Below are 15181 nucleotides of genomic sequence, written 5' to 3'. Positions count from 1 at the left end.
TCGACGGCAGGGAGTGCCCGTCGTTCGCGGCGCGAGGTCCACCCGAAAGGGTCGGGGATTGGCCCAGGGCCTCAAGTGTGGAATTGTGCCGAAAGGCACGGGGACCGCCCGCGGTTCCCGCATACCGGAAGACTCGAGAAGCGCCGGATTCGCGCCGCGGAGGATCAGCTACCGGTGCCACGGGGCACGAGGGGGAGCCAGACCCGCACCACGGTACCGGTTCGGCCGTCGGAGAACGAGCGGATCTCGGTCCGCCCTCCCACCAGCTCGGCGCGCTCGGTCATGCTCAGGAGGCCCAGGCTCGATCCCCGGGTGGCCTGTTCGAAGGCCTCGGACACGTCGAAGCCCTGGCCGTCGTCGCGGATCACCAGGTGCAACTCGCCCGTCTCGGTCGAGATCCCGAGGTCGACCCGTTCGGCTGCGGCGTGGCGGGTCACGTTCGCCAGACTCTCCTGGACGATGCGGTAGGCGGTGGTCGCGATCGATGGAGGAATGGCAACGGCGGGGTCGATGCGATCGTCGAGATGGATGGCCAGGCCCGATCGCTCGGTGAAGCCTTCCACCAGCCACTCGACCGCCGCCCCCAGGCCCAGGTCGTCCAGGATCGCCGGGCGCAGCTCGCGCGACAGCGCCCGGACCTGACCGAAGAGTTCCTCCAGCAGATCGACGCTGTCGTAGAGTTCGGCCAGGGCCGACGACGAGCGCTCGTCGTCTTCCTCCTGCTTCTCGATCGCGATGTGCAGGTTGAAGTTCAGCGCCCCCAGCAGCTGCCCGAATTCGTCGTGTAACTCTCGAGCGATGTGCCGGCGCTCGTTCTCCTGCGCTTCGATCATCTGCTGCGAAAGGGTGTACAGGCGCCGCTGAGACTTCACCGTGGCCTCGCGCAGGCGCGTGCGCTCGTAGGCCGCCGCGCACTGGTGCGCCATGGCCACCAGGAACCCACGCTCGCTCTCGTCGAACAAGCGCGGCTCGTAGTAGGCCAGTGCCAACACACCGAGCACTCGCCCTTCGGCGACCAGGGGCAGACCGGCGTAGCTCTTCGAACCGAAGGACTCCATGACCGCCGCACCTCCCGGCATCCACGCTTCGGCCTCGGCGGGCGAGCCGAACCAGACTGCTTCCCCCGTCCGGGCGATGCGGGTCGGGATCGTGTCCCGATCCAGAGGGATCCGCTGGTACTCGTCGAGCGACGCGGTGCCCTCGTGGATCGCCCCGACGATCTCGAGATTGCGGCCGGTGGGATCGATCATGCCCACGATACACGACTGCGCGCGCGCGGTTCGGTGAGAGCGCTGGATGATGAGATCGCGGACCTCGTCGGCGGTCCGGGCTTCGACCAGTTCCGTGATCACCTCGCGCAGACGGTTCGAATACTCCTCCGAGCGCTGCGCGGCCTGCCGCGCGCTCTCTTCGGACTCGAGCGCGCGTTCGAGTTGCCGGTTCACCGCCTGGAAGGCCGTGACGTCCCGCGCAATCCCTTCGATCGCGACGAGCCGTCCGGTGTCGTCACGGACCGGCACGGTCTTCATCTCCGTCCAGAGGGTCGAACCATCACGGTGTGTCCACCGCATGAGGACGGGCTCGTCGAACGCACGACGGACCCGATCCGGGATCCGCTCGCGGTCCTCCTCGTGGATGTGACGACGGCCCAGATCCGGGTCGTCGTAGAAGTCCTGCGGCGTGTGACCGGTGAGGTCGGTGATCGCCGGGCTGACGTAGTCGAATCCCTTCGGATCGACCATGCGGTAGCGAAAGACGACGTCGCGGACCAGCGTGGTCAGGAGCCGGATCAGCTCGCGGTCGCTGTGCCGCGCGTGTTCCAGGCGCTGGATCCGACGACGCTCCATCACCAGCGTCGTGTACAGGAGTACGCTGGTGGCCAGCACGAAGGCCAGCCCCTTGAGGTTCTGCAGCAGGACGAAGGACTCGGCGTCGGGAAACCACATCCCGACCAGACGATCGGAGACGAGGATCCAGATCGTTGCCCCGGCTGCGTACACGGCCGTGATGCGGGTCGGAGACAGGGCCGGGACGCGCTTCATGGTGACGCCCTTCATGAGCAGGACCCCAGCGTGGGCGGTGATCGCATCGACTTCCGAGCGAACCCGAGAATCCTAACGGATTTCCGCGGATCCTGACGAGTCGCTTCCCCGAGACCCCGCGGATCGCGCGGATGCCACGGATCTCGCGGATCCAGGGGAGACGCCCCCTGGTCTCGCGTTCTCCAACGGGTTCGCAGCCCGCCGCGAGCCGTCCCTCGACGCACGAGGCCGCCCCGGACGTCCGGAGCGGCCTCGATGTCGTGGGGACGGAGTCCCGACTCGACTAGGGGGTCCAGCTGTCGACCAGGTCCGGATGCGCGTTCATCCACTCACGCGCCACGGCCTCCAGATCGTCCTCGTCGCGCATGGCGATCATCAGGTCGCTGAGCTGCGCATCGGTGAAGAAGTAATTCCTCAGGAACTGCGCCAGCTCCGGCTTGTCCTGCTCGAGGTCGCTGCGGCCCATGATGTGGATGTTACCGCTCCCCCAGACCTGCTTGTCGGGGTCCTGCTCGAGGAACTTCAGGTCGAAGCGACCGAACATCCAGTGCGGACGCCAGCCGGTGACCGCGATCCATTCCTCGGCGTTGTAGGCCTTCTGAAGGGCAGCGGTCATGGCAGGTCCGCTCGACGCGATCAGCTCGAAGTCGAGGTTGTAGTCCTCGATCACCTGCTCGGTGGTCTTCATCACGCCGGCACCGGCGTCGATGCCCGTGATCTCGCCGTCGAACTCCTCGACGTGATCGTTCATCTCGCTGATCTTGTCGATGGTCACGTACTGCGGGACCACCAGGCCACTCCGGGTGCCCTCGTACACGTGGCCCAGATCGATCACTTCGCCCTCGAAGCGCTCGACGTAGTCCGCGTGGAGCACGGGCAACCAGGTCTCCATGAAGGCGTCCTTGTCGCCCTGGGCGACGGCCGCGTAGGCCGGAGCCACGTCAGCAGCGGTGATGGTGACTTCGTAGCCCATCTTGTCCTCGAGGATGACCTTTGCGAGGTGCGTGTAGGCCACGCCCTCGGCCCAGTTCACGTAGACGAGATCGGCGGTCTTGTTCTCGGTCTGGGCGGCCTGGTCGCCGCCACCGTTGCCTCCGCCGCCTCCACAGGCGGGCAGGAAGGTCAACAGGGTGAACACGGCCACGAGACCGGTCCAACGACGAAGGTTCATGACGAACTCTCCTTTCGGCTGGGTCATCAATTCCGCTGCGTGGCGGTACCCAGCGCCTGGGTGACACGATCGAGATAGATCGCGAGGATCACGATGGCGATCCCACTTTCGAATCCGAGCCCGATGTTGAGCTGCGTGATGCCCTTGACCACCTGGTTGCCCAGACCACCGGCCCCGATCAGGCCGGCGATGACGACCATCGACAGGGCCAGCATGATGGTCTGGTTGACGCCGGCCAGGATGGTCGGCAGCGCCACGGGCAGTTCGGCTTTCAACAGGGTCTGACGGGACGTCGCGCCGAACGACAGCGACGCCTCCTTGATCTCCTTCGGCACCTGACGGATCCCCAGATTCGTCAGGCGAACGGTCGGCGGCAACGAGAAGATCAGGGTCGCCACCACCCCGGGCACCTTACCGAGCTGGAAGAACAGCACGGCGGGAATGAGGTAGACGAATGCCGGGAGCGTCTGCATGAAGTCCAGGATCGGCCGGACCACGCTCTCGACGGTGTCGCTCTTCGACGACCAGATCCCGAGTGGGACGGCGACGACCAGAGCGATGATGACCGAGGTGCCGATCAGCGCCAGGGTCTCCATGGCTTCGTCCCACATGTTCATCTGCACCACGAGCAGCAGCCCGATCACCGAAAACGTGGCCACGCGCCACCCCACGGCCTTCCATGCCAGGAAGACCAGGATCGCGATGATCACGCCCCAGTGCGGCCACATCAGCGCGGTCTCGATCCCCCCGAGCACCCATTCGATGAAGGCCCCGAGGCCGTCGAAGAAGGGCGCGAGGTTCGTCTCGAGCCAGCTGATGATCTTCTCGAAGAAGTTTCCGACGTCGAAGGCGTCGAGGAAAGCCAGAGGTGCGATTCCGAGGGAAGCGAACATCATTCCTGCTCCTGCGTCGGGGTCTCGCCGGACTCGCTCTCGTCGTCCTGCGATTGCTGCAGTTCGACCAGCGTCTGGACCTGATCGCTCTCCACCCCGACCTCGGCCAGGATCGTGGCGCGGTCGAGCAATCCCAGCAACCGACCGTCGTGATCGACGACCGCCATGGGGTAGCGACTCGCCATGGCCTGTCCCATCAGATCGCTGAGCGGAGTGTCGGGCCAGACGGTGTAGATCTCGTCCTCGCGGAGGATTCCCTCGAGGGTCTTGTCCTTCCGGGCCTTCACCGCGTCGTCGATGTTCACGATGCCGCGGAGCACCCGGTTGTGGTCGGTCACGAAGACCGTCGACAGACCCAGCTTCTCCATGCGACGCACGGCCACCGACGGTCCGTCCTTCGGCGTAACCACCGGATCGGCCTTCTTCATGATCGAAGAGGCCGTGATCACCTTGGTCCGATCGACGTTCTCCACGAACGCAGCGACATAGTCGTCGGCCGGCTCGGTGAGGATCTCCTCCGGCGTGCCGATCTGACGGATGCCCCCACCGGGGCCCATGATCACGATGCGGTCGCCGATCTTCAGCGCCTCGTCGAGATCGTGGGTGATGAAGACCACCGTCTTGTGCATCTTCTCCTGCAGGGCGAGCAGCTCGTCCTGCATCTGGGTGCGGATCAGCGGATCCAGCGCGCTGAAGGCCTCGTCCATCAACAGGACCTCGGGATCGTTGGCCAGCGCCCGGGCCAGACCCACGCGCTGCTGCATGCCGCCGCTGAGCTCGCTGGGCAGGCTCGACTCGTAGCCGGCCAGCCCCACGAGTTCCAGGGCGTCCTGGGCCTTCTTGCGTCGTTCCGCGGGGTCGATGTTCGAGATCTCCAACCCGAACTCGACGTTCTTCAGCACCGTGCGCTGGGGCAACAGGCCGAAGTGCTGGAAGACCATGGACATCTTGTTGCGACGGACCGCACGGAGCTGATCACCGCTCAGTTGCATGATGTCGTCGCCGCCGACGAGCACCTGTCCGCGTGTCGGGTCGATGAGCCGGTTCAGACACCGGATCACCGTCGACTTCCCACTTCCCGACAGGCCCATCACGACGAACATCTCGCCGCGATGGACCTGGAAGTTGGCATCGTTGATGGCCACGACGCAGCCGGTCTTGTCCAGGATCTCTTCCTTGCTCAGACCCTTTTCGATCAAGGGAAAGGCCTGGTCGGGATCCGGGCCGAAGACCTTGTAGAGGTTCTTCGCCTCGATCACGATGTCATCGTTCATGCGTTCACCTCCTGGCTACGCGCAGCTGTCACGACCTAGAAGTAGTAGCCGAAGTTGATGTTGTAGCGGACTTCCCAGTCGGCGTCGGGGTCGCCCTGCGCGAGGCCGAAGGTCCAGGTCGACGGGAAGTCGCCGAGCCACGGATGATTCTTGCCCATGGCGATGTCGAAATAGGTGTACAGGGGGCCGGCCGCACCCGAGAAACCCAGCACGTTCTGGAAGGTCGTCTCCCAGTCGTCCTCGGCCTTGTCCAGCACACTGTAATCGTTGTAGAAGGTCAGGTTCTCGAAGGGCCCCAGGCCCCAGCCCGAGCTGTAGGCCACGTTGAACAGGTAGACGTAGCCCTCGGCCGCGATCCAGTACGGGAAGTCGTAGGCACCGAAGGCGACGAACTCCTCACCGACCGGATCTCCCTCCGGAAGATCGAGGTCGTAGTCGTAGTAGATCGCCGAGGTCATGATGTTGAACTTGCCGTAGTCGCCGACCGCGTGCAGGGCGTAGGCCTGGTGCTCGCCCGTCTCGGCCGTGGTGCCATTGTAGACGAAGCCGAACTGTCCTGAGACACCGACCTCCGTGCGCGCGTTCTCACCATGTTCGAAAGTGTAGGCATACCGCCCGTTGAACTGGTTGATCTCCTCGTTCGTGCGCGTGACCGTGTCGCCTCCGGGCGTGGGCAGGTCTGCGTTCACCACGTCGTACGAGTAACGAGCGCTGTCCCGGCTGTTCCCGGTACCGTTCCCCTCGTCCTCCTTGTAGAAGCCAAGCTTCAGGTTCCAGTTGTCACCGGTGGTGACGTGCTGGATCCCGGCGTCGTAGTCGTCCTCGAGGCCGACGTAGTAGCCGACGTCGAAGAACCAGTTGTGCGACGCGTAGGGCTGGATCCCGAAGGGCACCTGGTGCACACCGAGCTGGATGTCGGAGTGATCGGCGTAGTCCCAGCTCACGTAGCCGTGATGAAGCATGTGGTAACCGGAGTAGAACCGGTACTCGGCGGAGATCGTCAGGTCTTTGTAGGAGCCGTCGGCCTCGAACCGGATCGTGTCGAGCAGGAACTCCCCACCCTTGTCACGATTGCTCTCGGCCGAGTCCCAGGACTGGACGCGGTAGTTGTAGCGCAACGCCCCGCCGTACTGGATGGACGCTTCCTGCGCCCGCGCGAAGTCGGCCAGGGGTCCGGCCAGCGCCACGACGGCAGCGAGCAGGATCAGGCCCGGAATGCGATTCGGTCGTTCGTTCACGGAGTTCTTCATGGACATCCATTCGTTGAGGGTCGCCGGCGAGCGATCGGTGCCGGGCTGTTCCGCCACACTGGCGGATGCCGCTCTCACGGCGGGAGATTGCTCGCGGCCGCTTCGAAGACGATTTTCCGACGCGCGCTTCGGCACTGAACGCCGGCGCTCGTGACACGGCCAGCCCGCGCCTTCGCGTGCCCGGCACACGGAGGGGGCAACGAACCCCGAGCGGGATTCGGCGGTGGAGGCGCAGAAGTCTCCGATACGACGTCAGACGGCAGCCACTCTGACATCTTGCAGGAGAGTTTCAAGGGAAGTTTGCAGAAGTTCCGCGCGTTCGCCGGGACCTGGCCGTGTACCGATCTCGCGAACACGGGGAACCTCTTGTGATCACTTCGGCTACGCTCGAACCGATCGGGGTGGGGCCCGCGACGGCACGACCGCCGTCGCGAGAACCCCGGATGCCTCGATCGACTCAGGTCACCTGTTTTCCGTCCTTCGCGTCGGCCAGTTCCTCCTGGGCCGATGCGACGGCCTCGGTCACGCGGTGCTCCTCGACCACGTCCTGCAGCTTCTTCTGGACCGCTTTCTCCACGTAGAGCTCCTGTGAGAGCCCGACGTAGAGGGCGTAGATGATCAACAGCAGCACGACCACGAAGGGTAATCCCGTGGTGATCGCCGCCGTCTGCAACGTACTCAGGCCACCGCCGAGCAGCAGCACCGCGGCCACGACACCCTCCATGACGGCCCAGAACACGCGCTGCGGCACCGGCGAGTCGAGCTTCCCACCCGAGGTGAGATGGTCGACGACCAGCGAGCCCGAGTCCGACGAGGTGACGAAGAACACCGTCACCAGAATGATTCCGATGCCCGACAGCACCTGGGTCAACGGGAAATGCTCGAACATGGCGAAGAGCGCCGTCGAGACGTCCGCGTTCACCGCGGCCAGGATGTCCGCCGTCCCGCTCGCCTGCAACGACAGGGCCGAGCCGCCGAACACCGACATCCACACGAACGACAGCAGCGTGGGAACGATCATCACGCCCAGGATGAACTCTCGGACCGAACGCCCCTTCGAGATGCGCGCGATGAACATGCCCACGAAGGGCGACCACGAGATCCACCAGGCCCAGTAGAACACCGTCCAGCTTCCCTGCCAGTTCGACTCGCGGAAGGTCTCGGTCCACAGACTCAGCTCGGCCAGATGGGTCAGGTAGAAGCCCATGTTCTGGGTGAAGCCACTGAGGATGTAGATCGACGTGCCCGCGATCAACAGGAAGAGCATGAGGATGCCCGCCAGACCCATGTTCCACTCACTGAGACGCTTCACGCCGCCGTCGAGGCCGGCGACCACCGACATCACCGCGAACCCCGTGATCACTGCGATCAGGATGACCTGCATCTCGGGACTGATGTTGAGCCCGAACAGGTAGTTCAGGCCGGCGTTCACCTGCTGGACACCCAGGCCCAGAGACGTCGCCAGCCCGGTGAGCGTGGCCAGGACCGACAGCACGTCGATCAGATTCCCCCAACCCCCATGGATCCGATTCCCGAGGATCGGGTGGAAGATCGAACGAATCGTCAGCGGCAGGCCGCGGTTGTAGGCGAAGAAGGCCAGGCCCAGGGCCACGACCGAGTAGATCGCCCACGGGTGCAGACCCCAGTGGAAATACGTGACACCCATCGCCGCCTGTGCCGCCTCGGGCGACTGAGGCTCGATCCCGTTGAACATGGGCGAGGGTGTGGCGTAGTGGAACATCGGCTCGCCGACGCTCCAGAACATCAACCCGATTCCCATCCCCGCGCTGAGCAACATGGCGTACCAGGCGGGTGTCGAGAACTCGGGCTGGGCGTCGCTGCCGCCGATCCGGATCGACCCGAAACGGCTGAACGCGAAGAACAGCGCGGCACCGATGAAGATGTTCGCGGCCAGGATGAAGAACCAACCGAAACTGCTCGACATCCAGGCGAGCGCGCTGTCGGCCACCGTCGCCGCCTGCTCCTTGAACATGAGCGTGAGTACGATGAAGATCGCCAGGACCAGCCCCGACGCGACCGTCACCTGCGGATGGATGTCGAATCCGAACCCTTCCCAGTTGTCCTCGCCCGGCTCCTTGGCCTCGGCATCGTCGAAGAAGGACGCGGTGGGTCGGATCTGCAGGCCACGGAACTTCTCGCGTTCCTTGATGGCCTTCTGGCGGGCCGTCTTCTCGGCCCGTCTCAACTTCTCTGCGAGCTTGCGTTTCGACGCAGCTTCCTCGGGATGGACTTCGTGGGTCACGTGAGGTCCTTCCTGTTGCGCCCCGCACAAACGGCTGGATCACCCGGATGGCGGCTGCTCAGCAGGGCTTGGCGCCTCCCAACTGCGCTCTGGCACAGGGAATTCGGCGGTTTTCGGGGGGTCTCAGGGCGAGGCAGGCCAGGAAAACAGCCGAGAGGTGGCCCGCGCAGGCGAGTGCAGACCCTAACACAGTAGAGAGATGCGTCAAATGGACGGTCAGGACCGTGACTTCATTCGACCTTCGATTCGCACCGACCTCCGCCCGGTCAACCCAGATCCGACACCACCACGTACATGCGCATTCCACCGCGCACGACGGCCAGACGGATCGCTCCGCGGCCCTGGGCGTCGTCGAGGGCCTCGCGCAATTCCGGGATGGACGTGACGTCCTGGCCCTGGACGGCGGCGATCAGGTCGCCGCGGCGCAGACCGGCGGCCGCCGCCTTGCTACCGCGTCGAACCTGCGTGACGACCACGCCGTCGGTCTCGTCGTCGAGACCCATGCGCTCGGCCAGCGTCGGTGTGAGCTCCTGCACGCCGATGCCGAGCTCGATGCCGTCCTCGTCGGGCCGGCTCGCCACCCGGCCGCGGGTCTCGAGTTCGCCGACCTCCACGCGCAACTCACGCGTCTCCCCGTCGCGAACCACCTCGATCGGCACTTCTGTGCCCGGTGGCGTCGACGCGACATCGGTCCGGAAGCCTTCCATCGACTCGAGTGGTCGGCCGTCGTAGGCGACGACGATGTCGCCCGCGCGCAGCCCGCCGCGGTAGGCCGGCGTGCCCTCGTCGACCTCGGCCACGATCACGCCCTCGTCGCCTTCGAAGTCGAAGGAATTGGCGAGCTCCGGCGTGAGCCGTTGGATCCCCACGCCCAGCCAACCGCGGACCACGCGTCCGGTCTCGATCAGGCTGTTCATGATGTCACGCGCCATGTTCGACGGAATGGCGAAGCCCACGCCCATCGAGCCACCGGAGCGGGTCATGATCGCCGTGTTGATGCCCACGACCTCGCCGTCGAGGTTCAGCAGAGGACCGCCGCTGTTGCCGGGATTGATCGCCGCATCGGTCTGGATGAAGTCCTCGTAGTCGGTGATTCCCATGTTGGAACGCCCGAGCGCGCTGACGATCCCGGCGGTGACCGAGGCGGTCAGTCCGAAGGGATTGCCGGCAGCCACGACCCATTCGCCCACGCTCATGGCATCGGAGTCGCCGAGCCGGGCGGGCATCAGGTCCGGTGCGTCGATCTTCAACACGGCGAGATCGGTCTTGGGATCGGTGCCCACGATCTCGGCGGTGAAGCGCCGCTCGTCGCCGAGCACGATCTCGACCTCGCCGGCGTTGGCCACCACGTGGTTGTTCGTGAGCACGTAGCCGTCCTTCGAGACGATCACGCCACTGCCCTGCCCCAGGCGCATGCGCTGGCCGCCGTCGCTCGACGGATCGAAGCGTTCGAAGAAGTCACGGCCGAAGAACTCCTCCCACGGTGAGCCCTCGAAGGGACTCCGCGACTCCGGCGACGGCGCGGTCCCCGTCGACACCACGCTCACCACCGACAACCGGTTCAGCTCGGCCACCGACTCGAAGGCGTCGGACAGCTGACGCGCGATGGCGACGCCCTCATCGTCGATCTGGGCCGTCGCCGCGGCGGGGAACAGCAGGGCGCCGGTCAGGAGCACACACAGGACTCGATGGAATCGGCGTGGGGCGGGCATGGAGGGCCTCCTCGGGAGTCGGCTCGCGGTCTCGGAACACGGGCTGCCGGTACAGGTCGCACGTTCACGGGCCCGGCGGCCATGGTGGGACACCCCAACGCGCGATGGGGCAGGCTCGGTCGGCGCCCTCGGCACTTGAGTTCCGCGCCGGGACTGCCCATGATCGACGCTCCCGTACCCGTCGTGCGAGTCCGAGGAGAGAGCCGGATGAGGAAGCTGCGGGACCGCGCCCTGGGAGGACTTGTGAACGCGGCACGCGATCTGATCTCGGAGCGGTGGCTCGGCGACGAGTGGACCCTCGAGCGCCTCCACGTCGAGTCGGCGGACGGCGGCAAGGACGTGTCCGTCGAACTCACCGGCCCGCCGTCGATCGGCCCCGTGGTGCTCGTGATCCGCTCCTGCGGCGTGAGCACCGACGATGCCGGTCACCGATTGTCGTGGTCGGAGATCGAGGTCCGCGATCTCGCGATCGACCTGCCGCACGTGGATGCCGGTGTCGAGTGGATCCGTATCGGCCCGGGCAGCGTGCGGCCCGAGGACGGTATCCCGCGGCCGCTGCGCTGGCTGCTCGGCGGGAAACGGGACTGACCATCAACCCACGCGCGACAGCACCATGCACTCGTAGGGCTCGAGCACGAGCTTCTCGGTCGCGGTGATCGAACGCCCGGCGTACAGGTCGACCATGGTCTTGCGCATGCCCATCTGCCGCAGCCGGCGTGCCTCGACCGCCTGCTCGTGCTCGCTGAAGTTGCCCAGCACGAGCACGCCGTGGTCTTCGTAGTCACGCAGGAATCCGAAGACGTGGCGATTGCCGGTCTCGAGGAACTCGGTGTCGCCGTTGCGGGTGAAGGCCGGGTTCTGCTGCCGGAGCTGCACCAGACGCAGCAGACCCTGATAGATCGCACCCTCCGGGGTGTCGGCGTCGCGTCGCCGCTCGGCCCGGTCCCAGTCGAAGCGAGGACGGTGCAACCAGCGGGAATCCCCGATCTTCTGCGGATCACGGTGGTAGGAGTGGTCGTTGGGCATGCCGATCTCGTCGCCGAGATAGATCAACGGAAGACCGCCGAGGGTGATCACGATGCCGTGCAGCAGCAGGACCCGTCGCACCGCCAACTCCACCTCGTGGGCGTCGTCCTCGTCGAGCGCCTTCTCGAGTCCGCACAGCGACGCCAGCATGCCCGACACACGCGCGTCACCGGTGAGGGGATTCTCCATGAAGGGCTCGCCGCGGGCGAAGCTTCCCGGGAAGCGCCCGGTGTAGAAGTCCGTCAGGAAACGTCGGTGAGCGTCGGGGTCGAAACCCACGGCCTCGACGTCTTCGTTCGAGAAGGCCCACCCGATGTCGTCGTGGCATCGCAGGAAGTTGACCCACACGCAGTCCTCGGGCACGTCGTAACGACGCCGCACGGCGTGGTTCAGCACGCGCACGTCACGCGTGGCCAGCGCCTCCCACAGCAGCGCCATGAGCTCGGGGTTGTACGACAGCGGGCACTCGTCGCGATCGACGTACTTGCGTACCTCGTCGGGATGGACGATCGCCTCGGACTTGAACTCGACTGCCGGTGCCACGATCCGCACCAGCGCGTTGAAGGCCTGGATCACCCAGTGGGCCTCGGGCAGGTTCTGGCAGGTGGTCCCCAGCCGCTTCCACACGAAGGCCAGCGCGTCGAAGCGCAGGATCTCCACACCCTGGTTGGCCAGGAACAGCATCTCCTGCGCCATGCGGCTGAACACTTCGGGGTTCTCGTAGTTCAGGTCCCACTGGTAGTTGTTGAAGGTCGTCCACACCCACTTCTTGATGCGGTTGCGGTAGATGAACGATCCCGGATGATCGTCGGGGAAGATCTCGCTCATGCTGCCCTCGTAGGCGTCGGGCAGGGTGCGGTCGTCGAACATCCGGTAGTAGTCCTGGTACTCCTCCTCGCCGCGCAGAGCGCGTCTGGCCCACTCGTGCTCGTCGGAGGTGTGGTTCAGGACGAAGTCCAGGACCAGCGAGATCCCGTGGTGGCGCAGTTCCGTGGCCAGCTCGGTCAGATCGTCCATGGTACCGAGGTCGGGCCGGACCTCGCGGAAGCTGCGCACGGCGTAGCCGCCGTCGTTGTCGCCTTCGGGCACGTCGAACACCGGCATGAGGTGCAGGTAGGTGATCCCCAGCTCCTTCAGATAGGGAATCCGATCGCGGATGCCCTGCAGATCACCGGCGAAGAGATCGACGTAGCACATCGCACCGACCATGCGCCGCGATGCGTACCAGCCGGGATCGACCTCGCGCAGGGCGTCGAGCGCCTTGAGCTCGTCGGGGCGCTGGTGCCACATGGCCGTGGCTGCGTGCACCACTTCGCCGAGGTGGTAGAAGAAGTCGTACTGGTGCCCGTACAGCGCGTGGAACCGACTGAAGAAGCGCATGAAGTGCTCGCGCAGCCGCGCCTCGAAGTGGTCCCACTCCGCGGGATCGGCCTCGGCCTCGAAGGTCCGCTTCAGGCCGGGCAGCAAACGGCGCAGGGAGCTGTCGCTCGCTCTGGCCAGCCAGCGGGGATCCTGGTCCGGTGGTCCGATCATCGGTACGGTGGCGACGGCGTCGCGGGAGAAGGGAAGCCGGATCCGATCCGGAGGGCGCGGGACGCGCGATCCCGTGTTACGTTGGGCGGAATACCTTCCGGCCAACAGACGGCCGGAGCCGACTGTGTCCCAGACTACGAGGGCTCCCATGAAGGCCGCCACCGTCCTCACCCGCGACGACATCCTGGCCTGGCCCAAGGCCGAACTCCACTGCCACCTCGACGGCTCGCTCCGGCTCGAGACCATGCTCGAGTTCGCGCGCGGGCAGGGCAAAATCGACCTCCTGCCGTCGGACAGTGTCGACGGCCTGCACGACGTGCTGATGCAGATCGAGGACAGCGAGTCGCTCGAGGCCTTCCTGGCCTGGTTCAGCTACACGATCCCGCTGCTGCAGTCGCCCGAGGCACTGCGCCGCGCCGCCTACGAGCTCGCCGAGGACAACGCGCGGGAGAACGTGCGCTACCTCGAGGTGCGCTACGGACCCGTCCTGCACACCGAAGAGGGTCTCGACCTCGAAGAGGTGAACGAGGCGGTGCTCGATGGTCTGGCCGCGGCCCAGAAGGACTTCGGGATCCGCACCGGACTGATCATCTGTGGCCTGCGTGATCGATTCGAGAGCGCTTCGCTGCGACAGGCCGAGCTGGCGGTCGCCTACGCCGACCGTGGCGTGGTCGCCTTCGACCTCGCGGGAGGCGAGGCCGGCAATCCCGCCAAGGAGCACCTGTCGGCCTTCTACCACGCCCGCAACCATCTGCTGGGTCTGACCATCCACGCGGGCGAGGCCTGGGGACCCGACTCGATCCGCCAGGCCCTGCTGTACAACGGCGCGCACCGGATCGGACACGGGATCACGCTGGTCGAGGATCCGGCGCTGATGCGCTACGTGGTCGACCGCCAGATCGCCCTGGAGATCTGCCCCTCGAGCAACGTGCAGACCAAGGTCGTGCCGAGTCTCGAGGAGCATCCCGTTCGGCGGATCGTCGAAGCGGGCGTGCCGGTGACGGTGAACACCGACAACCGGCTGTTCACGCGCACCAGCGTCACCGAAGAACTGTGGCGCACCCACGCGAACTGCGGCGTGGGCGCCGCGCACGTGCGCGAGATCGCCCTCAACGGATTCCGGCACGCCTTCCTGCCGTGGGACGAGAAGCAGGAACTCCTGCGGAACGTGATCGACGACATGCCCCTGCCCCCGACGGATCTGTCGCCGGCCGGCTGAGCGACGCATCCCCGACGACGTGCCCTCGGGCGCGGACGACGTGTTCGGTGGGAATGCCCCCGATGCGGGCACCGGCTGTTACCGGCAGCGTGTGCACGGTGAGCACCTCCCAAAGGAGTCCGTCGTGCCCGATCCGCGTGTCTTGGAAGCCGTCGATCTCCTCGATCGTTTCGCCGACCGCACTGGCGTGACATCGTCGCGCCCGCCCCGCCGCTATCTCTGGACCGACGCCTTCGCCGTCATGACCGACCTCGGTCTGTACGAGCGCACGGGCGACGACCGCTTCCGTTCGCGGGCCTTGGCCCTGATCGACCAGGTCCACCGTCTGCTCGGTCGCCATCGCGACGACGACTCCCGCGAGGGCTGGTTGAGTGGTCTGGACGACGACGAGGGCGCGCTCCACCCGACGCGCGGGGGGCTGCGGATCGGAAAGGAACGCCCCGAGCGTGGGCGGCGCGAGCCCTTCGACGCCCGCGAGGAGTGGGATCGCGACGGCCAGTACTTCCACTATCTCACACGGTGGATGCTGACCCTGGATCGCGCCGCCCGCACGACCGGGGACGCGCGCTACGCCCTGTGGTCCCGTGAACTCTGCGAGACCGCGGTCGACGCCTTCGCGCGCCGCGACACGCCCTACGGCCGCCCGAGTCTGGTCTGGAAGATGAGCATCGACCTGTCCCGGCCCCTGGTGGCGTCGACCGGCCAACACGACGCCCTCGATGGCCACGTGACGGCCCGCCAGCTCGAGTCGACCCGTCGGGAGTTCGGAGACGACAGCAACGCGCCCGCTCTGACATC

General features: G+C 66.1%; 11 protein-coding genes. 3 read left to right on the top strand and 8 right to left on the bottom strand.

Annotated elements, in window-relative coordinates; translation table 11 throughout:
- Positions 1-164: 164 nt before the first annotated feature.
- From VKA86_07630 to VKA86_07600, 7 genes are all read right to left on the bottom strand, one after another.
- Positions 165-2042, bottom strand: a complete 1878-nt coding sequence (locus VKA86_07630) for a GAF domain-containing protein (GenBank protein ID HKK71073.1) — start codon at positions 2040-2042, stop codon at positions 165-167.
- Positions 2043-2325: 283 nt separating this feature from the next.
- Positions 2326-3213, bottom strand: a complete 888-nt coding sequence (locus VKA86_07625; GenBank protein ID HKK71072.1) for a glycine betaine ABC transporter substrate-binding protein — start codon at positions 3211-3213, stop codon at positions 2326-2328.
- A gap of 26 nt (positions 3214-3239) precedes the next feature.
- A complete protein-coding gene (locus VKA86_07620; protein HKK71071.1) occupies positions 3240-4109 on the bottom strand; it encodes an ABC transporter permease subunit in 870 nt (289 codons plus the stop codon).
- Positions 4106-5380 (bottom strand): glycine betaine/L-proline ABC transporter ATP-binding protein, encoded by a 1275-nt coding sequence (locus VKA86_07615; protein ID HKK71070.1) that lies wholly within the window; start codon positions 5378-5380, stop codon positions 4106-4108. The genes VKA86_07620 and VKA86_07615 overlap by 4 nt, the downstream gene beginning before the upstream one ends.
- 35 nt (positions 5381-5415) lie before the next feature.
- Positions 5416-6618: a hypothetical protein gene (locus tag VKA86_07610; GenBank protein ID HKK71069.1), complete on the bottom strand. Its 1203-nt coding sequence runs from the start codon at positions 6616-6618 to the stop codon at positions 5416-5418.
- 469 nt (positions 6619-7087) lie between these two features.
- Positions 7088-8893, bottom strand: coding sequence for a BCCT family transporter (locus VKA86_07605; protein ID HKK71068.1), 1806 nt, complete (start codon positions 8891-8893; stop codon positions 7088-7090).
- A gap of 266 nt (positions 8894-9159) precedes the next feature.
- On the bottom strand, positions 9160-10605 hold the full coding sequence (locus VKA86_07600) for a DegQ family serine endoprotease (protein HKK71067.1): 1446 nt from the start codon (positions 10603-10605) through the stop codon (positions 9160-9162).
- Positions 10606-10812: 207 nt separating this feature from the next.
- On the opposite strand from VKA86_07600, the gene VKA86_07595 reads away from it, so the two are divergent.
- Positions 10813-11193 carry a hypothetical protein gene (locus tag VKA86_07595; protein HKK71066.1) on the top strand — a complete coding sequence of 127 codons (381 nt, stop codon included), beginning with the start codon at positions 10813-10815 and terminating at the stop codon, positions 11191-11193.
- 3 nt (positions 11194-11196) lie between these two features.
- Here the strand turns inward: VKA86_07595 and VKA86_07590 are convergent, their stop codons facing one another.
- Positions 11197-13164 (bottom strand): alpha-amylase family glycosyl hydrolase, encoded by a 1968-nt coding sequence (locus VKA86_07590; protein HKK71065.1) that lies wholly within the window; start codon positions 13162-13164, stop codon positions 11197-11199.
- Positions 13165-13312: 148 nt separating this feature from the next.
- Here VKA86_07590 and add point away from each other — a divergent pair, with 148 nt between their 5' ends.
- On the top strand, positions 13313-14383 hold the full coding sequence (gene add / locus VKA86_07585; GenBank protein ID HKK71064.1) for an adenosine deaminase: 1071 nt from the start codon (positions 13313-13315) through the stop codon (positions 14381-14383).
- A 124-nt stretch (positions 14384-14507) separates the two neighbouring features.
- Positions 14508-15181 (top strand): hypothetical protein (locus VKA86_07580; GenBank protein ID HKK71063.1); only part of this gene is annotated, 674 nt, incomplete at its 3' end.

The organism is Candidatus Krumholzibacteriia bacterium (assembly GCA_035268685.1).
Lineage (GTDB): Bacteria > Krumholzibacteriota > Krumholzibacteriia > JAJRXK01 > JAJRXK01 > JAJRXK01.
Note: the sequence above shows the minus strand (reverse complement) of the source record. Positions and strands in the feature narration are given on the sequence as shown.